The sequence below is a fragment of the Ereboglobus sp. PH5-5 genome, assembly GCF_029504805.1.
Taxonomy (GTDB): Bacteria; Verrucomicrobiota; Verrucomicrobiia; order Opitutales; family Opitutaceae; genus Ereboglobus.
Genome location: NZ_JAQFIT010000014.1, coordinates 37,579 through 61,098 on the forward strand (window position 1 = coordinate 37,579; position 23,520 = coordinate 61,098).

Here is a 23,520-nt window from a genome sequence, read left to right on the forward strand (position 1 = left end):
TGCCCCAATTGCGGGGGCACTTTCGATGACTGCAACTGCGGGCCATGCCCCAATTGCGGCAGCGACAACTGCAACACCGAATGCTCATATCCAACCTGCCGCTATTGTGACGGGGAATACTGCATGGGGGAGTGTATGGAATGGTGCCCCCTGTGTGATAGCGACGGGGAGTGTATTACAACTTGTCCTTGGTGGATTGATCCCGATGACATCGATCCAGACCCCGGCTCCGAAATCACCCCTCCCGTGTTATGTCCCGATTGCGGCAGAAATGACTGTTGCGGGAGTGCGTATTGCGAATGTGGGGATGCCGGTTGCACATGTGGACCGTGAAATATCATCGGCACCGCACGTAATTTTCTGTTTATAACCCAAGGCAGACGTTTTGCGCCCGCCTTGGATTTCTTGAAAAGAAAGCGTAATATTGAAGATGTTGCGCATCTATTTACGGAGCATTTGTATTCGGACGCATGCAATCGAAAACACGGGACGCACGCATCATCCCTCGTGAAGGAGCAACAGATGGGGGCATTTCTGTTGTTTTTGATTCATAAGCCTTGCATGAGCGTCGCGATGATTTTTTCGCGCAGGTGGGTGCTGCGGAGTTTGGATTCGTTGTTGCGCACGGCCATGCCGTAGGCGGCGGGTTCGCCTACGATGAAGACTTTTTTCTTTCCGCGCGTGATCGCCGTGTAGAGGAGGTTGCGCTGGAGCATCATGAAATGGCCCTTGAGCAGCGGGATGATCACGACGGGGTATTCGCTGCCCTGGCTCTTGTGGATGCTGATCGCGTAGGCGAGCGCGAGGTCGCCGGTTTCGTTTTTCTCGAAGGTCTGGATGTTGCCGTCGAAGTCGATCGTGAGCGCGCCGGTCTCGGGGTCGGCGGAGGTGACGGCGCCGATGTCGCCGTTGAAGATGTTTTTGTCGTAGTTGTTGCGAAGCTGGATGACTTTGTCGCCGGTGCGGTAGCGGCCGGAGAGCGACTGGTAGCCGCGCGCGCGCGGGTTGAGCGCGGTCTGGAGCTGCGTGTTAAGGTTGCCGACGCCGGCGACGCCCTTGTGCATGGGCGCGAGCACTTGCACGTCGCGAATGCGGTCGAACCAGTCGTAATGGCGCGGAATGAACTCGGTGCAGAGCGCGATGGTTTTGCGCAGGCAGTCGTCGGGCGAATCGGCGATGACAAACGTGAGGTCGCCCCATGCCTGAATCGCGGAGAGTTCGTGCGCCGATGGCGGAAGCGACGGGTCGCCGTTGTTGATGGCGTGCGCCGTGGCGACAATCTGGCTCTGGCCCTTCTGCCGGTGGATGACATCGAGGCGGGTTACGGGAATGGCCGGATTTTGGATTTTGGATTTTAGATTTTCGATTGAAGAATCCACAAACGCAGATGCGCCGTCAGGCGCGGTGGCCTTTGGAATTTGAGTATTGGAATTTGGAATTTGCGACGGAGGCGGCAGCGCCGCCGCAGTCGCTATGATGTCCTTGAGGACGTTGCCGGCGCCGACGCTGGGGAGCTGGTCGGTGTCGCCGACGAGGAGCAGGTGCGCGCGCGAGGGGATGGCTTGGAAGAGCGAGGCGGCGAGGCGGGTGTCGAGCATCGAGGCTTCGTCAACGATGAGAAAATCGGTGGAGAGCGGCGTGTCCTCGTTGGCGGAGAAACCGCCCTTGGCGGGATCGTATTTGAGGAGGCGGTGGATGGTGCTGGCGAAACCGCCGGTGGATTCGGCGAGGCGCTGCGCGGCGCGGCCGGTGGGCGCGGCGAGGTGCACGCGCACGCGCTTGGCCTTGAGGATTTCGACGAGCGCGCGGAGCGACGATGTTTTTCCGGTGCCGGGGCCGCCGGTGAGGATGGAGATTTTTGAGCGGAGCGCGGCGAGGATTGCGGCGCGTTGCTTGTCGGCAAAATTGATGCCCGCTTTTTTCTCCGCCCACTCGACGGCGATCTCGTCCTTGATGGGCGGCAATCCGCTGGGGACGCGAACGAGCCGCGCGATGGTGGCGGCGATTTTTTGCTCGGCGCGGTTGAGAAGCGGAAGCTGGATGAGCGGAAGAATACCAGAGGCCGGAGTGCCAGAGGCCAGAGGACCAGAGTCGGACTCCGGCAGGGTAGCGTCGATGGGATTGGTGGAAACAGTTTCTGGATTTCGTCCTTCCGGCCTCTGGCTCTCTGGTCTCTGGTATTCTGGCCTCTGAAAATGCGCGACGAGTTGCTTGGTCTCGATGAGCTTGGCGACGCGGCTGGCAAGAAGCTCGGGGCTGGTTTCGAGGAGTTGCGCGGTGTAGTCGATGAGGTCGGCCTCGCGGAGCGCGGTGTGGCCCTCCTCCTGAAGCTCGTCCATCGCGAAGAGGATGCCGGCGTCGAGGCGCGGCGGGGCGTCGTTGGCAAAGCCGAGATTGATGGCGATGCGGTCGGCGGTTTTGAAACCGATGCCGTCGATTTCGCGGGCGACGCGGTAGGGCTCGTTTTTCAGGATCGGCATGGCCTCGTGGCCGTAGCGGTCGATGAGCTTCACGCATTGCGACGTGGTGACGCCGTAGGTCTGGAGGAAGATGTGGATTTCGCGAAGGGCGCGCTGGTCGTCCCATGCTTTTTTGATCGCGGCGGCGCGGACCTTGCCGATGCCGGGAATGTTGCGGAGCTTGGCGGATTCCTCGGAGAGCACGCGAAACGTGTCGGTGCCGAGCGCGTCGACGATTTTGTTGGCGTAAACCTTGCCGATGCCGGGAACGAGTCCGGAGCCGAGATATTTGCGGATGCCGTAAACGGACGAGGGCAGCTCGGCCTTGAAGGACTCGACCTTGAACTGGTCGCCGTGCTGCGAGTGTTTTGTCCACTGGCCGGCGAGGTGGAGCGTCTCGCCGCATTGCGCGCCGGGGAGCGCGCCGACGATGGTGATTTTTTCGGCGGGTTTCGCGCCGTCGCTGTCGGGGCGGAACTCGGCGATGGTGTAGTGGTTTTCCTCGTTGAGAAAGATGATGCGCTCAAGCACGCCGGTGAGTTTGTCGGCATGTGCGGCGGAGGCGGAGCGTGTGTTTTGGAAATTGGCCACGTGCGAGGGATTGGGCGAAATGAACCCCGAAAAAAGCGGATTCACCGGAAAAGTCCAACGGCGAAATCGTTCGATTCTTTCCTCAATCGGGACTTGTGACGGGGCTTACAATCTTTTTGCTACCCTTCCTTATGTCTCCGCAGCAACCAGACGCCAACCCATCCGAAAAACTCTCGCGCTATGAGCCCGAAGTGCGCGAGGCCTACGCGCGCTATCGTGAAACAGGCGACGTGGATGCGGTGCAAATCGTAATCATTGCAATGGTGCGCGAACATTTGCCAAAACCCTCGGACGCGCCGATCACCGACGAACAAAAACTGGTCGAGGACCTGGGTTACGATTCGCTCGCGGTGGCCGAGGTGGTCTTCGCAATCGAGGACACGTTCGGGCTGCGCATCGAGACAAGCGAGATCATGCAGATCAGCACAGTCGGAAGCCTGAAGGAATTTATCGCCAAAAAACTCGGGCCGAAAAATGAGTGAGGCGCGCGTCATGCCCACGGATAAAAACGGACGCCGGCGCGTGGTGATTTCGGGCGTGGGGTTTATCACGCCGATCGGAAACGACTGGGCGGGCGTGGCGGCGAGCCTGCGCGAGGGGCGGCACGGTTTCGAGCGGGTGGAGTTTTTCGGAAACCCGAACGTTCCCGTGAAGGTGGCGGGCACGGTGAAGGATTTTGTCGTGGAATCGATGAACTGGCGCGATTGGAAATGGCCCGCGCGCTACGAGATCGCCCGCGAGACATTGCGCGGCCTGGCGCCGCACGGCGTGTATGCGATCTGCGCGATCGACCAGGCGGTTGAGCACGCGGGACTGGCGCGCGAGGCGCTGGCGAACGACGACGCGACGGGCCTGTATTGCGCATCGGCGGGCTCGGCGATGATGCTGCACGGGCATCTCAGCCAAATGGACAGGACGCGCGGCGAGCGCGGCAACCCGATGGGCGTGGTGAGCTCGATCAGCGGAACGCTGAACTTCAACCTTGCGGCGCACTACAAGATCACCGGCTCGGTGTGCGGGTTTGTGTCGGCGTGCGCGTCGGGCAGCCACGCGCTCGGCTACGCGTGCGACGACATCCGGCTCGGCCGCCTCAATCGCGCGATCGTGGTGGCGGGCGAGGAACTGAACGCGGAAACACTGCTGCCGTTCGCGGCCATGCGCGCTCTTTCGCCGCAAAGCGACCCGAACGTGGCATCGCGTCCGTTCGACACGGCGCGCGACGGTTTCGTGGGCGCGGGCGGCGCGGTGGCGTTGATTTTGGAGGATGCCGAGACCGCCGCGGCGCGCGGCGCGCGCGCGCTTGCCGAAATCGCCGGCTGGGGACAGGCGGCGGACGGCCACAGCGTGGCCATGTCGCATCCCGAGGGGCGCGGTCTCGCAAACGCGATGAAACGCGCGTTATCCGACGCCGGCGCAGACGCTGGGGAAATTGATTACATCAACGCGCACGGCACCTCCACGCCGGTCGGCGACCGCGCCGAGGCGCTGGCGATCAAGACGGTTTTTGACACAAACAAAAAGCAACCGCGAATCAGCAGCACCAAGGCGCTGACCGGACATCCGCTGTCACTCGCCGGAGCGATGGAAACGGCGTTCTGCGTGCTGGCGATGAACGAGGGCTTCATCCCCGGCAACCCGCATCTTGTGAACACCGACCCCGTGTGCGAAGGCCTGGATTTGCCCCGCGAAACGCTGAATGAGCGCCCGCGCCTCGTGTTGAACAACAGCAGCGGCTTCGGCGGCAGCAACGTGTGCCACGTGCTGCGCGCGGTGGGATGAGCGGTTATCTGGGACCGATGCGCCGGGGAGAAATCCCAAACAGGCGGAATGCGTTGCATTAATTATTGCCGAGCATGACATCGCGCACGGCTTCAAGATAACCAAAGCCGTGGAGCATGTCGGGAAGCAGATAGCTTCCCTCCACCCATTCGTTCCACGCATTAATCGTGATGATCTTGGGCTGCTCCGGATGGTTGTCGGCATACTCCCTGGCCTTCCTGAGAAGCATGGCGAAACTCGCCGGGGTGTTGTGATAACAGGTCACGTCCTTTTTTCCCTTGGCGGGAAAACGCGGCGTGTCATCCCAGCCCACCGAAACGCACGGGAACAGCGGAATGTCGAGGATCGCGTCCCATTGCTCGCGTATTTTCCGCGCGTTGCTTCCGTGTGTGAGATAGTCCGGATCAAATCCGCCCATGTTGTAGAACGCCATGCTGTCAAATCCGATCCCGGTGATTCTCTCCAGGGTGGACTTTCGTTTTGCGGCGTCCTTTGGGAAGGACCCGCCGCCGGAATTCATTTGAAGGTGGAGGCCGGGAAATCCCGCCTTCTTCACCTCGGCGCGGAAGTAGTCGATCGCCTTGCGCGTCTCCGCGATGTCCCCGCCAAAACTTTCGACCAGCTTCCGGGTGCTGAACACTGAAAACACCGGGCATCCGTTTATTTTGAGATAATTGGGTTTTGTGAAGTATTGCCTGATGACTCTTTCAACAATGATTTTGAAATTTTCCCAATCCACGCGCGCGTTCCACAACAACGTCTCGTCGTCGCCATGGCGATGGTGGTTCCAATAGTTTTTTTTCACATCGTGGTTGGCCCACATAATATAAAAATTCATTTTTTCATTATTACGGGCCTTGAGAAAGCCGTCGTTTAGCGCGCTTTCCAAATACGGGCCCCCATCATACCAATACCAGTCGTATACGAAGGTGTTCACGCCATGCTTCACGGCCGTGTCGATCCATCGCTCGACCACCCTGGGGTCGTTGTCCATTTCATAACCCCACAACGGCTGGCGCGGTTGATAGTGCCCCTCGAAGCGCGGATTTCCCTTTTTTATCACCTCCCACTCCCCAATCCCCTCGGGCCACAAATGTTTTTCGGCCATCGGATCATTGTGACACGAAGGCCAGACGTATGCCGCGACAATGTAATCATTCCGGGTGGCTTCCGATACGGGGCGGCCTTCGCGCGCGGGCATCACGCACACGGAAAGAAGCCAGCACGCCAGCGGGAGTAACATCAACTTCTGTTTTTTCATGGGGCGATTAAATCCTGTTCCATTCGGGGCGTTTGTTCTGCGGCCATTGGGCCGCGTCCCAAATGACATTTGGCCCGGTTTCGCCTGTCAACCAAGGAGACAACCGGGGCTGCTCGGCACAATCCGAATTCCACAAGTCAAGGCGCGCGCTACCTTCGGCGGTTGTAAACCGTCGCGCCATTTTCATTTTTTGGAAGCGTCAGCATGCCGCCTATGCGGGGCAGAGTTTCGTGCTGCACGGGGCGCATGGGACGCTCCTCCAATTCGGCCTGTTGCGCGTCGTCGCTGCTGCTGGACATCGTGACCCCCCAGTAAACGTAGACGTTGGACTCGCGGCGCTTTTTGTAGATTTTGTCGTAATACACCCCGATCGGAAATATCTCGTTGATGGTTTTTCCGGGCAGCAACGGCAGGTTTCCCATGACCACGCCGCCGGGCAGAAGCTCGCTCGCCCAGTCGCCCGTGCTCGATATGATCGGAGTGTCGTCGGTCGAGAAAAACACGGACATCTGGCCCGGCACATCAAACGCCCCGCGCGCAATAAAGTAGGGCTTGTCCGAGTTGTTCCGCATCACGAAGCGGATCGCGAGCCGAGAGGTGACATCGTCCTCAAGCGTCACCGTGTATTCAATCGCCGTGCCGGGAATTGTCCCGGTGTTGGTCGAATACACCATCGCCTGGGCTTGGGCGGCATTTGCAAAAACAACACTGCCGAGGGCCAGCAACACGAGGCTGCGTTTGTTGGAAAAAAGACGGCGGAAGATAAGCATGGGCAAAGGGTTTATCGATGTAGTTCTTTGCCCTGCCGTGGCAAAGCGAAAATCAATTGGCGTTTGAATTTTTCCGCCGCCTGAAAAAAACTCGCACAAAATTTGCCCGCCGTTTCCCTATTGGGGCGTGAGCCAGCCCCAAGACGACACCCCGGCGCCCACCCCGCAGACAACGCCCAAGCTGCGCTCGCTGCGCCATCGGGCGCCGCTGCTCTGGATACTGATCCCGTTCATGGCCGGGCTTGCGGCGGCAAAAACCGCGCCGCACGCGCTTCCGGCCGGCTGGCTTCTGGGTGGGGCGTTGGTGCTCGCGCTCGCGAGCATCGCCCTTGCGCCGCGGCACTGGAGCGGCCTCGTCGCGCTTGTGCTGTGCGTGCTTTTGAGCGGGGCGGCTTCCTACGAAATCAATCGCAGCCGGCTCGCCTCCTACGACGCGCTTCCGCCGCGCGAAGCCCGGCTCACGCTGCGCGTCACGCACACCTTTGCCCAGGGCGTCCGCGGCGCGCGGGGCAAATCCGACGCGCCGCGAATCAGCGGACTGGCCCGCGTGACGGATGCCGCGCCGCACTTGCGGGAGCTCGTCGGGCAGCGCGTTTATTATTCCCTCGCACTGCCCGTGGAAACAGGCGGCGGGGAAAAAGAAAACACGCCGCCCCCGATAATCCGCTCCGCCGAGATCACCGCCACCGGCGTGCTTTATTCGCTGCCGCGCCGCGTCGCGGCGGATTCCTTTGACGGATACCTCGCGTCCTCGGGCATGAACTTCAAGTTCTCGCGCGGGCGGCTGCTCGGCGTGGAAAAGCCGCCGGACGCCACCGCCGCTTTCTACGAACGAATGCGGCAGCGTTTTTCCAAAATTCTTTCCGCCGGGCTCGAGCACCGGCCGCAGCAGGCGGGCGTTTTGCGCGCGATGGTGCTCGGCCAAAAACAGGACATCGAGGAGCAGCAGCACGCGCTCTTTCTCGGCAGCGGCACGATGCACTTGTTTGCCATATCGGGTCTTCATATCGCCGTGATCGCCACGGGCATCCAGTTTCTTCTTTTGTTTTTGCGACTGCCCGTGTGGCCGCGCGTGATCGCCGGCACGCTCGCGCTCTACGTCTATGTGCAAATCACCGGGGCGAGCCCCTCGGCCACGCGCGCGTTCACGATGGTCGCGCTCCTCCAGGCGTCGCTGCTGCTCCGCCTGCCGGCAAACGCCACCGCCACGCTCGCGTTTGCGGCGCTCGCCACGCTTCTGGTGGCGCCCATGCAGCTCTTCAGCGCCAGTTTCCAAATGTCATACAGCATCGTGGCCGCGCTCCTTTTGTTCGGGCTTCCGCTCGGCGAAACCTGGCTCGCTCGCTGGGTGCCGTTTCGCGACACACCCCAGGTGGCGCGCAACTGGTTTCAGAAAAAAACCGTCGTCGCGCACCGGGCGATTGTTTCCGCGCTCGGCATCAGCATCGCGGCAAGCCTCGTCAGCGCGATTTGCAGCACGATTTATTTCAAGCTCTTCACACCCGGCGCGCTCCTCGCCAACCTCGTGCTGATACCCGCCGCGTCGCTCGTGATTCTCTCGGGTTTTATTTCGCTGTTCTTCGGGCTCATCGGAATCACGCCCCTGAGCGTCCTTTTTAATCACGCCTCGGCGCTCTTGCTTTTCACAATGGAAAAATCGCTGGAGCTGTTTTTGGAAATTCCGGTGGTTGCCATGCCCGCGCATTTCTCGCCGCAATGGACAGGATACTGCGCGCTCGCGCTGCTGCTCGCCTCCTTGCTTTGCGGTTATTCGCAAAAATGGACGCGGAGGCTCGGAGGATTTTGGATGCCCGTTGTCATCGTCGCCGCCGCGCTGCTTTTTTTCGCGCACCGCGGTTGATTCGCGCGAAGCGGCGTCCGCCTCAAGGAATCCGCAAAGTCATGCCAAGCTTGAGGGCGTCGGGGCTTTTGAGCTGGTCGCGGTTGGCCTCGTATATGCGGCTCCAGTGCTCGCTGCCGCCGTAATATTTTCTCGCAATCGACGAAAGCGTTTCACCCGCCGCGATTGTGTGCGTGCGCGTTTCCGGGGCCGCTGTTGTTCCGCTTGCGACCACGGTCTGCGAGTCCGGCTGCGCGGATGCCTCGGGTTGCGGCTGCGCCGGACGAGAGGGGGCGCGGGCGGGCGGCGCGGTTGCCGGGCGGGACTGCGCCTGCGTTTGCGTGATCAATGCGATCTGCGTTTTCAGCCGCACGTTTTCCCCCGCGACATCGGCCGACTGGAGCTGCAATTGCTTGAAATTTTCTTGGGCAACGGCCAGCTGCCTGGCGGCTTCCTTGGCGGCTTCCCTGTCGTCCGCGGCGAGTTTTTCCGCCTCCGCAAATTTCGTCTCGAACTCGGCCAGCTGCGCGGTGAGCGCCGCGTTCTTTTCCCCGGCGACGTCGAACTGTTTTTGCAGCCCGTCGAGTTCCTCCTGCTTGAGCTGTTGGGCTCGCGATGATGCCGCGAGTTTTTCCTCCGCGTCCGCGATTTGTTTGCGAAGCTCGTCCGCGGCGGCGGTGGATGCCGCCGTGTCGTCGGCGATTTGTTTTTCCAACGCAGTCACGCGCTGGGTGAGTTCGTCGCGCGCCTTGGTGGCTTCGGCAAGAGCGGTCTCGGTTTCCTCGAGCTTGGTTTCCGCTTTTGCAAGCCGGTCCTGAAGCGCGTCGCGCGCGCCGAGCACATCGCCGTGCTCGCGAACGGTGCTTTCATTTTTGGCGGACAGCTCGGCAATGCGGGCGGTGAGTGTCGCGATTTCCGCCTTTGCCCCGGCCGTTTCTTTTTGGGCTGCGGCCAGGCTTTCCTCCGCCGCCTCAACAGTCTTTGCGTGCCTGGCCGCGTCCTCGCCAAGCTGCGTGTTGAGGCGCTGGTTTTCGGCGTGGAGCGCCTGGATTTGTTCGCCCAGCGCAATCGCGCCCTGGCGCGCCGCGGCGAGGTCGATGCGCAGCGTGCTCATCTCCTTCCTCGCCGAGGACAGCTTTGCGTTCGCGTCCTCAATGGCATGGTTGCTTTGGGCGATGGCGCCTGTTGCGGTTTCCTTTTCGGCGGTCAGTTTTTCGATCTGCAATTTGAGCGAGTCGATTGTGAGGCGCGCCGATTTCAACTCGGTCGAAATGGCGGTGACGTTTTCGTCCGCCTTGTCCTTGTCCTGCGCGGCGAGTTGCGCGGCGGCGAGTTTTTGGATGAGAATGTTGCGTTCGTTTTCGCGGTTGATCGCGGCCCGCTTCAACTCGGCGTTTTCGCGGCGAAGCGATTCGATGGTTTCGTTCAACCCGGCTTGCGCGAGCTCGTTTTCCTTGGCGGTCTTTCGTATTTCGCCCTTCAACTTCGCCATCTCGATGCGCAGTTCGAGATCCGTCTCCGGGATTGTGGTGAGCTCCACGACGGGCTGGATCGGGCTGGAGGATGCTTTGGCGGTTTCAGCCGCCGGGCTTATCGGACTGACCGGCGAGCCGTCTTGCGCGCACAGCGGCGCGGTGGTTGCGGACAAGAGGAAAACAGTCAGCGCGCAGGCAAAAATAAGGGACGGTAGGCGTGTCATAATGGATTTCGAAGCGTGGTGTCGTGGCTTCAAACGATGAGGAATCGAGAGACACTGAAGGCAAAACGCGCGCCATCTCAATTTTTTTATGACAGCCAACCGTGTTTTGCGCAACTCACGCGCCCGGACCGCGCAGGAGCACTTTGCCGTTGCGTCCGTAGCCGCCGGCGCGGGCGAGCGCCCCGGCGTATTGGTTTATCGGATACACGGAATCGACCGCCATCTTGAGCGAGCCGTCGCGCAGGCGCGCATACACGGCGTCCAGCACGGCTTGCAACGCGCCGGGGTTCGCCGAGCGCGCCCAGCGGTCCATCCAAAATCCCCGCAGCGCCACGTTTTTGAAAATGAACTCGCGCGTGGGAAAACGAATCGCGTCGCCCGTCATGCCGCCGAAGGTGACGAGCTGGCCGTCCTGGCCGAGCGAGCGGGTGAGAGTGATCGCGCTCATGCCGCCAATGCTGTTGAGCGCGAGGCGCGGCGCCGCGCCGCCAAGTTGCGGCATCACGGCCTTGAGCGCCTTGTCGTCGTCGGCCACAACGACATCCGCGCCCATTGCGCGGAGATTCGCCTCGTGTTTTTCGGGCGAACGAACAAGGCAGGCCGTCCGCAGGCCGAGCGAACGCGCAAACTGGATCACACACTCGCCCACGGCGGAGTTGGAGGCGTTTTGAATAATCCAGTCCCCTGGCTTCAGGTTCACAAACTCGTGCAGCAACAACCAGGCGGTCGGCGGATTGATAAACGCCATCGCCGCCTGTTCCGCGGGCAGGTCGGACGGGACGGACATCAGGTCGTCCGCGCGCGCGACGATTGCCTCGCGCCACACGCCCGAATCCTCGGGCATGCGCACACGGTCGCCGATTTTAAATTTTGTCACGTCCGCGCCGAGCTTGGCGACGCGGCCCACGCCCTCGCGTCCGGCGACGGCGGGCAGCGCGCGCAGGCGCCCGTAGGTGCCGCCGATCATTCCGAGGTCGGACGGATGAATGACGGCCGCCTCCATGAGCACGAGCACTTCGCCGGCGGCGGGTTCACGCGCGTCGTCGGAAACCGCCTCGTATTTCAAGACCTCATCGGGTTTGCCGGTGGCGTGGTAACGAACCGCGTGTGGCGCGGCGGGAATTGCATGGTTTGTGTTCATTGGAATTTCTTTCGATTTACGCCGCGAGGCCCGCCGCGAGTGCGAGCGCGCTGCGGGCGCGGTTCAAGATGTAGAGGTGGTAGCCGGGCGCGTTGTTTGCGAGCAGGCCGCGAATTTGCGTGAGCGCCCAATCAATGCCGATCATCTCGGAGGTGTCGGCATCGTCATGGGAGGCCTCGAGTCGCTTGATGAGCACGGGCGGCGGGGGCTCCGAGCCCAGTTGCGTGATGCGTTGCACTTGTTTCAGCGAAAGCACGGGCATGATTCCGGGGACGATGGGCACGGTGATGCCGCGCGCGTGGCATTTTTCCACGAAGCGGTAATACACGGTGTTGTCGAAGAAAAGCTGCGTGGTGATGAACGACGCGCCGGCGTCAACCTTGCGCTTCAAGTTGTCCAAATCGACGTCCTCGTTGGGCGCCTCGGGATGTTTTTCCGGATAACCGCCGACGCCGAGACAAAGGTCCGCGTGGCGCGCCTTGAGCAAGGCGACGAGTTCGTTCGCATAACGCAGGCCGTTCGGCGCGGGCTTGAACTCGGTCGAGCCCTTCGGCGGGTCGCCGCGCAGCGCCATGATGTTTCTGAAACCGTTTTCGTAAATCTGGTCGGCAAGTTCGTTCAGCTCGTCGCGTGAATGTCCGACGCAGGTGAGATGCGGCATCACCGTGAGGCCGAAGTCGCTTTTCAGCATTGCGCTGACTTGCGTGGTGCGCTCGCGCGTGCTGCCGCCCGCCCCGTAGGTCACGGAGACAAAATCCGGATTGATGCGTCGAAGCGCCTCGGCGGCGGCGCGCAGGTTCGCGACCCCCGCGTCATCGCGAGGCGGGAAAAACTCGAGCGATCTCAACGGACGTTTTTGCGCGAAGAGCTCGGATATGGGACGGTTTGCGGTCATTGAAAAAAATTAAGGATTAATGATTAAGAATTAAGAAACCAGCATTTGGAAACCTGAAATGCGATTCGCATCGGGCGCGCGGCGTGTCGCCCCCCAAGCCCCGGCTCATTTCACCAAATCGAAAACGGGAATCACCATTGGCTCCTCGCGCTGGCCCCTGACGAAAGTGTAGGTGATTTCCCCGGACTCGCGCACGAGCTTGTCGTAGCGCTGCAGCTGCCATGCGGACACATGCTCGCCGTTGATGCGCGCGACGATGTCGCCCGCCTGCACACCCGCGTCCTCCGCGGGCGAGCCGGGCACGACTGACAGCACGCGCCAGTAGGCCGGCGTTTTGGCGAAGGAGAGGCCGGCGCTGCGTTGCGAGCCCATTTCGAGGGGGGCGTCCGTGCTCCGTTGAAACGTCACCGTGCCGAGCTTGGAGTCAAAAACGAGGCAGTAGTTTTTCAGGATTTCACCGCCGATCGCCGAGAGCTGGTCGGTGATGTCGACGATCGGTTGCTCGACCTTGCACTCGCCGATGCGCAGCGGCGTGGAGAGCCGGCCGATTTCCTGCACGCGGTCGCCAAGGATCGTGCCGATTGTCGCGCCCGTCCGCGGCGGCTGCGAAAACTCGGGCGAGAGACCGAGCGGGTTGAGGACGAGCGCGCCGTCGCTTCCGGAGTCGATCAGCGCGCTGAATGTTTCGCCGCCAACGCTCACGGGGATGATCGGCGCGCGGATTTCGTTGTTGAACTTGACCGTGACGCCGGGAACCGAGCGAACCGCCGAGCGGCGGCTGATAATCAGGCGCGACTGCGGATAATCCAGCGAGAAAACCGTGTCGCGGAAAAGCGGAAAGCCGATGATGCCGTCGATCCGCATGCCGAAGTGCGCGGAGAGTTCCGCGCAGTCGTAAATGAGCACGGGCACGTTGGAGAACATCGCGTCGCCGAGCTTGATGATGCGCACGTTTGCGGGCGGGAGTTTTTGCACGCGGCCGCTGGCCGTGCGCACGTTGATCGAGCGCGCGCTGGCGCCGTCCTTTTTTTCCGCCGGGTAGCGTTTCACATAGTCGGGCGAGAGCAGCGTCACCGACGAACCGGTGTCCACGATGAAACGCCAGGGGCCGTGCTTGTCCCACTTCGCCTCGACGATAAAATAGTTGGCCTCGATGCGCGCCGGTATGGTGGTCACCGGCTCCGCAAGGCGCGTGTGGCCGGGACGCGACTCGCGCTTGTAGAAATGCAACAGGTGCCGCTGCACGCTCGAACACCCCGCCGAGAAAACCACCATGAGCGCCACGCACAACAGCGCCGCGGCGTGGCCGGGGCGCGGAGCCGGGTGTTTTTGGGCGGTGCGCGAAATCATGCGGGCGGGTTATTTTTCAGGTTCTGGAAGCCGTTGACTAAACCCCCAAGCGACCGCGGCAAGCAAGGCCGCAATTGCATATAATGCGCGCGCGCCCGCGGTGAAAAAGATCACGCCCGCAACGACGGGGGCGACCGCGCGCGCCAGCGATCCCAGCGAGCGAAAAATGCCGAGCACCCGGCCTTGCTCAAGCACGCCCGCGTAAAGCGAAATCAGCCCGCTCGTGGACGGGTTGACGAGCCCGCCGCCGAGCGCGAGCAACGCCACGCCCGCGTAAAGCAGGGCGGGGGCCGGAGCGAACCCGATTGTCAGAAACCCGAGCGCCGAGCAAACCAGCCCGCAAGAAAGCACGGCGGTCTCGCGCAGGCGTTTGTAGAGGCGGCGCACGATCAATCCCTGGGTGAGGATCGAGCAGAGTCCGAGGAAGCCCATCAGCACGCCGTTCTCATACGCCGTGTAGTCGAAGCGCTCCGCGCCCAAAAACACAAGCGAGGTTTCCATCGCCACAAACGCCAGCGAATGCGTGAACGAGACGAGGTTCACCCTGCGCACCGGCGCGTTGTCGAGCGAAAGAATCTCGCGGAGGGGGTTTCGCAGGCGCCAGCCCCCCGCTTGCGCGCGCGCCCCGGGCGGAAGCGTTTCGCGAAAGCGGGCGTTGATCCAAACGAGGTTCACCAGCGCAAGGCCGAGCGCGACGAGCGCCGGCATGGAAAACGGATTTATCCCCAGCGCGACGAGCTCCGGCCAGAGCGCCGGCAAGTCGATGCGCGCCGAGAACGCGCCGACGAGCGGCCCCGTGACAAGGCCAAGCCCGAACGCCGCGCCGACATAACCCATCGACTTCGCCCGTTCCCCGCGCGTGGTCACATCGGCGACCGCGGCGGTGGCGACGGAAAGATTTCCGCCAAACACACCGGCAAGCACGCGCGACGCCAGAAACAGCCAGAACGATCCGCTGAAAGCCCAGAGTAGATAACTCGCCGCCGTGCCGAGCACCGTGAGGCGAAGCACATTGCGCCGCCCGATCCTGTCGGAAAGACCTCCCCACAACGGCGCGGAAACAAACTGAAGCACGGCAAACACCGAGCTCACCACGCCGCCAAAAAGCACCTCGGGCAGATGCGCGCCGCCGCCGAGCGCGCCTGCGATTGTGTTGAGCTGCGCGAGCATCCAGCCGAGCGCGCCGCCGGAGCCGTGAATCAAGAGATAGTGCTTGAGCAGGTCGGGAGTAAGCGGAAACAGAATCGAAAACCCGGCGAGGTCTATGTAGAGCGTGAGGAAAATCACCCCGAGCGAAAGCGGGCGCGCGGACTTTTGGCTGGAGTCGTTGGAGATGGCCACGATGGTTTTTTCTACCCTGGTTTCCGGCCTGATTTTCCGGCGCTTGTCCGAAAACATTTACCGGGAAGGCCGCGCAGCGGAATCAATCCCGCCTCGGCAGCGTTGAAATAGGATTCCGGATGCGCGCGATTGTCGCCGGGGGAAGATAACCCGCGAAGGCAACGGTCGGCATGACGAGCGCGCGTCTGCCCATGATCACGCCGGGTTGCAAAACGGCGTTGCAGCCAACTTCCGCATCCTCGCCGAGAAGCGCGCCGAGCTTGCGCAAGCCGGTGTCGGCGACGCCATCGGGTGTTCGCACCGTCACGGTTTTTTTGTCGAGACGCAGGTTCGAGAGGACGACGCCCGCGCCGAGATGCGCGCGATTGCCGAGGATGGAATCACCGACATAGCTGAAATGCGGCACCTGCACGCCATCCATCAACAGGCAGTTTTTGAACTCGCACGAATTGCCGGCCACACAATTGGCGCCGATAATGACATTGCCCCGGATGAACGCGCCGGGACGGATTTCGGTGCCGGGACCGATCCACGCCGGGCCGATAATCGTGGCGTGCGCGGGGAGTTTTACGCCCGCCCCGATGACCACCCCGCCCTCGATATGCACGCCGGGCGGGACTGGCGGAAGCGGACTTTGAGGCGCGGCGGCAAGAACCGCCTCGAGCGCCGGGCCGATCGCATCAAGCCATGTCCACGGGACGGCGGCGGCGAGAAAATGCGGTGCGAACGCGCCGAGCGATTCCGGCAGGTCGTAGAGGTCGGAGGCTTTCATTTGTGTGAAACTATAAACCCGGGGCTTGTTGCGCCGCTAGACATAAATTCCCCCGCCGAGGAGTCGCTCGCCGTCGTAGAGCGCGAGCACCTGGCCCGAGGCGAGCGCGCGTTGCGGTTCGCGAAAACGAACGGTCGCGCTGCCGCCGTTTGTGTTTTCCGGGTCGGGAATGAATTCCATGTGCACGCGCGGATCGCGATAACGCACGCGACCCTCGATCAAACACGGCGCGGTGACCGGCTCCCCCACCCAGCTCAACGAATGCACCCGCACTTCGCTCGTGAAAAGCCCCGGCGCGTCCAGCGCGTCGAAGGCGACGAGCAGTGCGCGATCAGCGGCGCGTTTGCCAACGACAACGTATTTTTGGAAATCCGCGTTCGAGGGGACGCCGATGCCCCGGCGCTGCCCGATCGTGTAATAATGCAAACCGCGATGCCGGCCGAGCACCTGCCCGTCGGTCGCGCGCACAATCGGGCCGGGCTCGTCGGGCACGTATTGGCGCAGAAAATCCTGCATTTTCACCTCGCCGATAAAACAAATGCCCTGGCTGTCCTTTTTCGCGGCGGTGGCGAGGCCGGCCTCGGTGGCGAGCCTGCGCAGCTCGGGCTTGGGCAGGTGCCCGATGGGAAAACGCGCCGCGCGCAACTGCTCCTGGTTGATCAGCGCGAGAAAATACGACTGGTCCTTGTTTTTGTCCGCGCCCTCGACCAGCGAAAACGCGCCGCCGGGGCTTTCGACGCGCCGCGCGTAGTGCCCGGTCGCGACGGCGTCGAAACCGTGGTCGCGCGCCCACGCCAGGAACACGCCAAACTTGATCTCGCGGTTGCACATCACGTCGGGATTCGGCGTGATGCCGCGCTTGTATCCATCCAGCAAATACGCGACCACGCGCTCGCTGTATTCCCGCATCAAGTTGACCACGCGGAACTCGATGCCGATTTTTTCAGCGACCGCGCGCGCATCCTCGATGTCCTGCTGCCACGGGCAGTCGCCCACGATATTGTCCTCGTTGATCCAGTTTTTCATATACGCGCCCGCGATGTCGAAGCCCTGCTGCTTGAGCACGAGCGCGGCGACGGAGCTGTCCACTCCGCCCGACATGGCGACAAGGATTTTTTCGCGCGATTGCGGCATGGCAATAGCAGGCGCGCGCGGGGGGCGGTTTGTCAACAACGCGCGCACCGTCAATGCGCCGCGCACGGGCGGTTTTTTCGCAACCGCCGCGACAATTTAATACGTTTCTGAATAACCCCCATGCGCAAACGCTTATATTTCGGGCCTGAAATTGCGGGTTTGAGTTTAGTGTTTGGAGTTTCAAATAATTTGGCGCTACCAAATTTCCATGCACAACTCACACGAAACGCCAAACGCCAAGTCCCACGGCGCCCCGGACGCGCCCGTTTACATGGGGCTGCCCGATTTTCATGTGCTGCTGCCGCGTTTCTACGTGGCGCTCGTGCTCACCATCCCGCTGCTCGTTCTCTCAATGGGCGAGATGATCGCCCCCGCGTTTTTCCAGGAGCTCTTCGCGCGCCTATCGATCACCCCGCGCACCAACGCATGGCTTCAGTTCGCGCTCGCCACGCCCGTGTTTTTCTGGAGCGGCAAGTATTTCATCCGCCGCTGGTGGTATTCCATCCGCGAGCGCGACACGAACATGTTCACGCTCACCGTCACCGGCACCGGCGCGGCGTGGCTTTACAGCACCGTGGCGCTCCTGCTCGGCGATTATTTCCCAGAGTCCATACGCGGCCCGCACGGGCTCCCGCTCTACTTCGAATCCACCGCCGTCATCACCACGCTCGTCCTCTTCGGGCAAATCATCGAGCAGCAGGCGCACTCGCGCACCGACGCCGCCATCCGCGCGCTCATGGCGCTCGCGCCCTCGGTCGCCCGCCGCGTCAACCCCGACGGCACCGAGCAGGACGTGCCCATCGAGGACATCCACCCGGGCGACATCCTCCGCGTGCGCCCCGGCGAAAGAATCCCCGTCGACGGTGAAATCACCTCCGGCGAAAGCCCCGTCAACGAGGCCATGCTCACCGGCGAGGCGATTCCCGTGGACAAACACGCAGGCGATTCCGTCTCGGCGGGCACGCTCAACACAACCGGCACGTTCACGCTCCGCTCCACGCGCGTGGGCGGCGAGACGCTCCTCGCGCACATCATCCGCCTCGTCGAGGAGGCGCAGGAAAGCGAGCCCCCCATCGCGCGCCTCGCCGACCGCGTCTCCGCGATTTTTGTCCCGATCGTGCTCGGCGTCTCCGCGCTCACCTTCGCACTCTGGCTCGTCCTCGGCCCGTCGCCCTCCTTCGTCCACGCGCTCCTCAACGCCGTCGCCGTGCTCATCATCGCCTGCCCCTGCGCGCTCGGCCTCGCCACGCCCGTCGCCATCGTCACCGGCATCGGACGCGGCGCGCAAGCCGGCGTGCTCGTGAAAAGCGCCGCCGCGCTCGAGCGCCTTTCCTCCGCGCGCACGCTTCTTATCGACAAAACCGGCACGCTCACCACAGGCCGCCCCACCCTCACCGCGCTCGCCCCCGACCCCGGTTGCGAGCTCCCGGAAAACGAGCTCCTCGCATTCGCCGCCGCCGCCGAGTCGCACAGCGAGCATCCCCTGGCCCTCGCCGTGCTCGCCGCCGCGCGCGCGCGCGGCCTCGGCATCCCGCCCGCCGAAAACTTCGCCGCCATGCCCGGCCTCGGCGTCGCCGCCACTGTATCCGGAAAGCAAATACAAATCACCCGCGCCGAGCGCCACAAGGAGCGCGACACCGACACGCTCGCCGCGCTTTCAATCGACGGCAGGCACGCCGCCACGCTCGCCTTCACCGACACGCTCAAACCCACCACCCCCGCCGCCATCGCCGAGCTTCAGGCGGCCGGCCTCCGCATCGTGATCGCCTCCGGCGACCGCCCCGCCGCCGTCCGCGCCGTGGCCGAGCAGCTTCACCTCCCGCCAATCGACATTCACGCCGGCGCCACGCCCGCATCCAAGCAACAACTCGTGCGAGACCACCAGGCCCACGGTGAGACGGTTATTTTTGCCGGCGACGGACTCAACGACGCCCCCGCGCTCGCCGCCGCCGACATCGGCATTGCGATGGGCGCGGGCACCGACGCGGCAATGGCCAGCGCCGGCATCGTCCTTGTCAAAAGCGACCTGCTTGCGATTTCCAAGGCCATACGCCTGAGCCGCGCCACGCTGCGCACGATCAAACAAAATCTTTTCTGGGCGTTTTTCTACAACGCGCTCGGCATCCCGCTTGCCGCCGGACTTTTTTATCCGCTGTTCGGATGGACTCTCAACCCGATGTATGCCGGCGTGGCAATGAGTGTGAGCAGCCTCACCGTCGTCCTCAACGCCCTGCGCCTGCGCAGATTGAAATTGTCATAACGCCGCGGCGCTAGACGGCCTGGGTATCCGTCTCGCCGTCTTCCAGCATTCGCACAAACTCCGCTTCGTCGATCACGGGCACGCCGAGTGACTCGGCTTTGGCGAGCTTCGAGCCGGCCTCCGCGCCCGCGAGCACGTAACTGGTTTTCTTGCTCACACTGCCGCTGACCTTGCCGCCGGCGGCCTCGATTTTCTCGGTCGCCTGCTCGCGCGTCATCGTTGGCAATGTGCCCGTCAGCACAAACGTCTTTCCGGCGAACATCGCGCTCGTGGCCGCGCTCCGTTCCGGCGGCGGTGTCGGGTTCACGCCCAGCGCGAGCAGCTCGCCGACCAGCATGCGGTTTCGCGGTTCGTTAAAATACTCAATGATCGCCAGCGCCATCGTTTCGCCGATTCCCTCGATCACCGTTTTCTTTTCCAGAATAAAGTCCTCGTATTTTGATTTGGCGAGCGCGTCGAGACTGCGGAAATTTTGCGCGAGATCCTTCGATGCCGACGCGCCGACGTGCGTGATACCGAGCCCGTGGATGAAGCGCCACAGGTCCGCGCGCTTGCTCGTCTCGATGGCGGCGAGCAGGTTGTCAGTCGATTTTTCCACGCTCTTGCCGAGCGTCATCAGGTCGTCGCGGCGCAGCCGGTAAAGGTCCGCCACGCTGCGCACCCAGCCCTTCTCGACAACCGTGTCCACCATCGCCTCGCCGAGGCCGTCGATGTCAACGCACGCCTTCGACGCGAAATGGCGCACGCGCCGCCGCACCTGCACCGGGCACTCGTGGTTCGGGCAGCGCAACGCCACCTCGCCCTCAAGCTGCACGACGGGCGTTTCGCACACCGGGCATTTTTCCGGATACACATACGGCACGCATTCCGGCGCGCGCTTCGCGGTGTTCACGCCCACGACCGCGGGAATGATTTCGCCGGCTTTCTCAACGTAAACAAAATCGCCCACGCGGATGTCCTTGCGCGCAATTTCATCGCGATTGTGCAAGGTCGCACGCTGCACCGTCGTGCCCGCCAGGTGCACCGGTTCGAGTTCCGCGACCGGGGTCAGCACGCCCGTGCGTCCGACTTGAATCGTGATCGCGTTCAGGCGCGTCTCGGCGCGCTCCGGCGCAAATTTGTATGCCATCGCCCAGCGCGGCGCCTTCGAGGTCGCGCCCGCCTCGCGCTGCAACGGAATCGAGTCGAGCTTCACCACGGCGCCGTCGGTCGCGTAGGCGAACTTCTCGCGCATCGTGTCGAGCTCGCGAATGGCGTCGCAAATTTCGTCGGCGTTTTTCACCACCCAGTATTTTTCCAGCGTCGGCAGTCCCCACGCGCGCACCTGTTCGTGCCAGTCGTGCTGCGCCAGTGGCAGCGCGGAGGCCGGTTCGCACGCGCCCAGGCCGTAGAGCACGATTTCCAGTTTGCGCTGCGCGACCTCGCGCGGGTCGAGTTGCTTGATCGTGCCGGCGGCGAGATTGCGCGGATTGGCGTAGAGCGGCTCGGCGGCTTCCTCGCGCAGTTTGTTGATGCGCTGAAACTCCGCGGTCGTCATGAAAATCTCGCCGCGAATCTCGATCAGGTCGGGCGGCTGCGAAAACAAATCGTCGCCCTTTTTCAGCGTGCGCGGGAGCGTTTTGATCGTGAGCGCGTTGGCCGTGATGTCGTCGCCCTCGACTCCGTTGCCGCGCGTCACGGCGCGCACGAGTTTTCCGTGCTCGTAGGTGACGCTCACCGCGAGGCCGTCGATTTTCGGCTCCACGACGTAAGCCAGTTCCTCGCGCCCGAGCAGTTTTTCCAGGCGCGCGCAAAACTCGCGCAGCTCGGTCTCCGAGTAGGTGTTGTCGAGGCTCATCATGCGCTCGCGGTGCGTGTGGGTGGCGAAGCCCTCCGTGCGGTCGTCCCCCACCCTTTCCGTCGGCGAGTCAGCGGACGCGTCTTGCGCACAATCCGGATGCGCATCCTCCAGCTCGGTGAGCGATTTTTTCAGGCGGTCGTATTCGACGTCGGAAATCTCCGGCTCGGCCTTGCGGTAATAAAGCTCGTCGTGATGCGCGATGTCCGCGCGAAGTTTTTTGATGCGTGCCCTGATCTCGTCGGGATTCATGGAAATTGGATTGTTCGAAACAAAACCCATGGCCGCAAAAAGGCGCAAGAAGCGCAAAGAAAATTTCCCGGCATTTTGGCGGGCGCTCCACCGCGACATTTCGTCAAAAACCAAGCACCCCTTGAATTCCGAATGTCACGGCGTGGTTGAATTGGAGCGTGCATTCGAGACCCAAGGTGGTGCTGCCGCCCGCAAAGGGTTTCGCCCTGATGCCCGCCTTGGGACCGGCAGAGAGCATATGATGAACTTTTGAGGTTTGGTTTTTATCGGAGCCATACCTATCCCAGCCGTGCTCAACCAGCACGCTTGCAAGCTGGGTTTCAACGCCGAGCAAAAAATGTTTGAAATGATATGACATGCCCGCGGCCGCGAGCGCTCCGAAACGAGCCTGCGAATAAACGAACGCGGCATTGCCGGGAAGCCGGTCGTCATTGGCGTTTTGATGGCGGTCGCGATTGTCGCCCAATAAAATGCCCGCGTCAAAATTGAGGGAAACGCAGTCCGAAAGGCGCGGCTGCCACCCCAGGGTGATCGACATAAAATGCTGTTTGTTTCCAATGTCGGTCGTGCCGGCGGAACCGGGAACATGGGCGTCGGGCAGGAATGAATCGTCGGGATGCGTGTTATGGGAAAAGGTGTGCTGCTTGAGGCTTATCATTCTGTATCCAAGCAGACCGGCCCTGAATTTCCCCTCCGGAGCCTGCGCGCGAAGCGGTTGTCCGAACAACGCAAACGCAGCCGCCAACACCAGCGGAAGGATGAGTATTTTGTTATTCATTGTGTTTTCTCCAAAGTGAAAAAGGCGGCGGGGCGAGGAGGAGACCCGTGCGCCATTCGACGCCAAAAGCGGGAACGCGCAAAGAATAAAACAAACGCCCAAAACGCACAATGGCCGCCGCTCAATGATTTCTCAACACGCTGCGCGCATCAGAACACCCAACGCGCGCGCAGGCCGAAGCGCACGCGCTCCAGGTTGCGCCCGGAATCGTCGGAGTGCACATAATCGTAATCGCATGTCAGCGACGCGGACCATTTTTCCTTGAATGTGTAGGTGAGCGCGCCGCCGACTTTCAGGTTCGACTCGTCGATGTCGGGGATATTTGAGCGCCCGTTCAGTTGCGACGGCTGCCAGTCCGTCATGCACGAAACAATGAACCGCCTGTTCAGCGCATGCTGCACGTTCACGAAAAAATGATGCGTATACATGTCGGTGTAGAGAATCACGTTCGAGGATTCCTGCGCCGAGAACGTGTAGCCGGCCGATATGAAACTCAAGTCGCTGTAGTCGTGCTTCACACCCAGCTCGACATAGGGCAGCGCCGAGTCGCCGCCATTGCGCCGGAACAGCGCCTCGATTCCCAGCCGCGCCGTGTAGGCCGTGCGCTTGGTCAGCGCGTAATCCGCGCCCGCGAACAAAAAGTGCGAGTCCTTGTTTTTCAACGAGCCGTGCTCGTCGTAGCGTATCGCCTTGTAACGATACTCCGCGGAAAACTGCAAATTTTCGCGCGAGAGCCGCACCGCCTCCACACCCACGAGATACTCCGCGCGGTCGAGGTCCTCGCTCAAATAATCGTTGTCGTAGCTCATGTGCATCGTGCGCGCCTTTCCCTTCAAACCGACGCGCTTGCTAATGTTGTAAGCCAGTTTTCCGTCGAGCTGGTTGTATTTGTAGGACTGGTCGGGATTGGCGACCCCGCCGCCGATTCCCGGCAGCAGAGACTCCGGGTTCTTCACGATTTGAAACGAGTCGCTGAGCTCGCCCTCGAGTCGCGGCGTGAACGCGTGCGCCACGCGCCCGCTGATCGAATGGCTCGCCAGCAATTTGTCGTCCGGCCTGTTCTCAAGGTAGTCCATCGACAACTGGTAACTCGCGGACAAAAATGTCTGCTGGCTCGCCGATATGTTTGCGACGATTGTCGGCTGCGCCTGAAACACGATGCTCTCGATCTCGCCCTTCGCCGCGCCAAAGATGTTCGAGTCGTAATAATATCCCGCGCTCAAGTATGCCGTCAGCAGGCGCCCTTGCTCCACTTCCGGAATCGGCGCGTAAACCGCGCGCGCGTAATTCGCCGCCAGCAACAGGCCGGCGCAGGCGATCAGGAGGGATGACAGTCGTTTCATCGGGATAAAAAAGAAACG

General features: G+C 62.1%; 17 protein-coding genes. 4 read left to right on the forward strand and 13 right to left on the reverse strand.

The genetic code is table 11. The annotated features are described in order from the left end of the window. Nucleotides 1-548: 548 nt before the first annotated feature. Nucleotides 549-3,050: an AAA family ATPase gene (locus M2103_RS10170; protein WP_277510379.1), complete on the reverse strand. Its 2,502-nt coding sequence runs from the start codon at nt 3,048-3,050 to the stop codon at nt 549-551. 131 nt (nt 3,051-3,181) lie between these two features. Here M2103_RS10170 and M2103_RS10175 point away from each other — a divergent pair, with 131 nt between their 5' ends. Together M2103_RS10175 and M2103_RS10180 are read left to right on the forward strand one after the other, a co-directional pair. Next, nucleotides 3,182-3,532 (forward strand): acyl carrier protein, encoded by a 351-nt coding sequence (locus M2103_RS10175; RefSeq protein WP_277510380.1) that lies wholly within the window; start codon nt 3,182-3,184, stop codon nt 3,530-3,532. Nucleotides 3,533-3,542: 10 nt separating this feature from the next. After that, entirely contained in the window at nt 3,543-4,829 is a 1,287-nt protein-coding gene (locus tag M2103_RS10180) for a beta-ketoacyl-[acyl-carrier-protein] synthase family protein (protein ID WP_277510381.1), read from the forward strand. Between the two features lie 58 nt (nt 4,830-4,887). Here the strand turns inward: M2103_RS10180 and M2103_RS10185 are convergent, their stop codons facing one another. Both M2103_RS10185 and M2103_RS10190 read right to left on the reverse strand, forming a co-directional pair. Next, entirely contained in the window at nt 4,888-6,030 is a 1,143-nt protein-coding gene (locus M2103_RS10185) for a glycoside hydrolase family 99-like domain-containing protein (RefSeq protein WP_345783553.1), read from the reverse strand. A gap of 209 nt (nt 6,031-6,239) precedes the next feature. Continuing rightward, nucleotides 6,240-6,860 carry a hypothetical protein gene (locus M2103_RS10190; RefSeq protein WP_277510383.1) on the reverse strand — a complete coding sequence of 207 codons (621 nt, stop codon included), beginning with the start codon at nt 6,858-6,860 and terminating at the stop codon, nt 6,240-6,242. Between the two features lie 127 nt (nt 6,861-6,987). Between M2103_RS10190 and M2103_RS10195 the strand changes: the two genes are divergently transcribed. Next, nucleotides 6,988-8,721: a ComEC/Rec2 family competence protein gene (locus M2103_RS10195; RefSeq protein ID WP_277510384.1), complete on the forward strand. Its 1,734-nt coding sequence runs from the start codon at nt 6,988-6,990 to the stop codon at nt 8,719-8,721. Between the two features lie 22 nt (nt 8,722-8,743). On the opposite strand, the gene M2103_RS10200 is transcribed toward M2103_RS10195, so the two are convergent. The 7 genes from M2103_RS10200 to mnmA all read right to left on the reverse strand — a co-directional run bounded on the left by M2103_RS10200 (nt 8,744) and on the right by mnmA (nt 17,032). Continuing rightward, the gene (locus M2103_RS10200) at nt 8,744-10,348 is read right to left on the reverse strand and encodes a LysM peptidoglycan-binding domain-containing protein (protein WP_277510385.1); all 1,605 of its coding nucleotides are present in this window, start codon (nt 10,346-10,348) and stop codon (nt 8,744-8,746) included. 166 nt (nt 10,349-10,514) lie between these two features. Beyond that, nucleotides 10,515-11,540: a 2-enoyl thioester reductase domain-containing protein gene (locus tag M2103_RS10205; protein ID WP_277510386.1), complete on the reverse strand. Its 1,026-nt coding sequence runs from the start codon at nt 11,538-11,540 to the stop codon at nt 10,515-10,517. A 16-nt stretch (nt 11,541-11,556) separates the two neighbouring features. Further along, complete coding sequence (gene metF / locus M2103_RS10210) at nt 11,557-12,435, reverse strand: methylenetetrahydrofolate reductase [NAD(P)H] (protein ID WP_277510387.1); 879 nt, start codon at nt 12,433-12,435, stop codon at nt 11,557-11,559. Nucleotides 12,436-12,540: 105 nt separating this feature from the next. Beyond that, nucleotides 12,541-13,785 (reverse strand): aspartyl protease family protein, encoded by a 1,245-nt coding sequence (locus tag M2103_RS10215; protein WP_277510388.1) that lies wholly within the window; start codon nt 13,783-13,785, stop codon nt 12,541-12,543. 9 nt (nt 13,786-13,794) lie between these two features. After that, nucleotides 13,795-15,126, reverse strand: a complete 1,332-nt coding sequence (locus tag M2103_RS10220; protein WP_277510389.1) for an MFS transporter — start codon at nt 15,124-15,126, stop codon at nt 13,795-13,797. An 82-nt stretch (nt 15,127-15,208) separates the two neighbouring features. Beyond that, a complete protein-coding gene (locus M2103_RS10225; RefSeq protein WP_277510390.1) occupies nt 15,209-15,898 on the reverse strand; it encodes a UDP-N-acetylglucosamine diphosphorylase in 690 nt (229 codons plus the stop codon). Nucleotides 15,899-15,934: 36 nt separating this feature from the next. Then, a complete protein-coding gene (mnmA, locus tag M2103_RS10230; protein ID WP_277510391.1) occupies nt 15,935-17,032 on the reverse strand; it encodes a tRNA 2-thiouridine(34) synthase MnmA in 1,098 nt (365 codons plus the stop codon). Nucleotides 17,033-17,240: 208 nt separating this feature from the next. Here mnmA and M2103_RS10235 point away from each other — a divergent pair, with 208 nt between their 5' ends. Beyond that, nucleotides 17,241-19,292, forward strand: a complete 2,052-nt coding sequence (locus M2103_RS10235) for a copper-translocating P-type ATPase (protein ID WP_277510392.1) — start codon at nt 17,241-17,243, stop codon at nt 19,290-19,292. Nucleotides 19,293-19,302: 10 nt separating this feature from the next. On the opposite strand, the gene ligA is transcribed toward M2103_RS10235, so the two are convergent. From ligA to M2103_RS10250, 3 genes are all read right to left on the reverse strand, one after another. Further along, nucleotides 19,303-21,381, reverse strand: a complete 2,079-nt coding sequence (gene ligA / locus M2103_RS10240) for an NAD-dependent DNA ligase LigA (protein ID WP_277510393.1) — start codon at nt 21,379-21,381, stop codon at nt 19,303-19,305. A gap of 103 nt (nt 21,382-21,484) precedes the next feature. Continuing rightward, the gene (locus tag M2103_RS10245) at nt 21,485-22,159 is read right to left on the reverse strand and encodes a hypothetical protein (RefSeq protein WP_277510394.1); all 675 of its coding nucleotides are present in this window, start codon (nt 22,157-22,159) and stop codon (nt 21,485-21,487) included. 149 nt (nt 22,160-22,308) lie between these two features. Beyond that, nucleotides 22,309-23,502 carry a hypothetical protein gene (locus M2103_RS10250; RefSeq protein WP_277510395.1) on the reverse strand — a complete coding sequence of 398 codons (1,194 nt, stop codon included), beginning with the start codon at nt 23,500-23,502 and terminating at the stop codon, nt 22,309-22,311. Between the last annotated feature and the right edge of the window lie 18 nt (nt 23,503-23,520).

Bases quoted from the DNA above. Each gene is read 5' to 3' on its own strand.
- M2103_RS10175 (WP_277510380.1), top strand. From the start codon at position 3,182: ATGTCTCCGCAGCAACCAGACGCCAACCCATCCGAAAAACTCTCGCGC.
- M2103_RS10180 (WP_277510381.1), top strand. From the start codon at position 3,543: ATGCCCACGGATAAAAACGGACGCCGGCGCGTGGTGATTTCGGGCGTG.
- M2103_RS10185 (WP_345783553.1), bottom strand. From the start codon at position 6,030: ATGCCCGCGCGCGAAGGCCGCCCCGTATCGGAAGCCACCCGGAATGAT.
- M2103_RS10190 (WP_277510383.1), bottom strand. From the start codon at position 6,860: ATGCTTATCTTCCGCCGTCTTTTTTCCAACAAACGCAGCCTCGTGTTG.
- M2103_RS10205 (WP_277510386.1), bottom strand. From the start codon at position 11,540: ATGAACACAAACCATGCAATTCCCGCCGCGCCACACGCGGTTCGTTAC.
- metF (WP_277510387.1), bottom strand. From the start codon at position 12,435: ATGACCGCAAACCGTCCCATATCCGAGCTCTTCGCGCAAAAACGTCCG.
- M2103_RS10215 (WP_277510388.1), bottom strand. From the start codon at position 13,785: ATGATTTCGCGCACCGCCCAAAAACACCCGGCTCCGCGCCCCGGCCAC.
- M2103_RS10225 (WP_277510390.1), bottom strand. From the start codon at position 15,898: ATGAAAGCCTCCGACCTCTACGACCTGCCGGAATCGCTCGGCGCGTTC.
- mnmA (WP_277510391.1), bottom strand. From the start codon at position 17,032: ATGCCGCAATCGCGCGAAAAAATCCTTGTCGCCATGTCGGGCGGAGTG.
- M2103_RS10235 (WP_277510392.1), top strand. From the start codon at position 17,241: ATGCACAACTCACACGAAACGCCAAACGCCAAGTCCCACGGCGCCCCG.
- ligA (WP_277510393.1), bottom strand. From the start codon at position 21,381: ATGAATCCCGACGAGATCAGGGCACGCATCAAAAAACTTCGCGCGGAC.
- M2103_RS10245 (WP_277510394.1), bottom strand. From the start codon at position 22,159: ATGAATAACAAAATACTCATCCTTCCGCTGGTGTTGGCGGCTGCGTTT.
- M2103_RS10250 (WP_277510395.1), bottom strand. From the start codon at position 23,502: ATGAAACGACTGTCATCCCTCCTGATCGCCTGCGCCGGCCTGTTGCTG.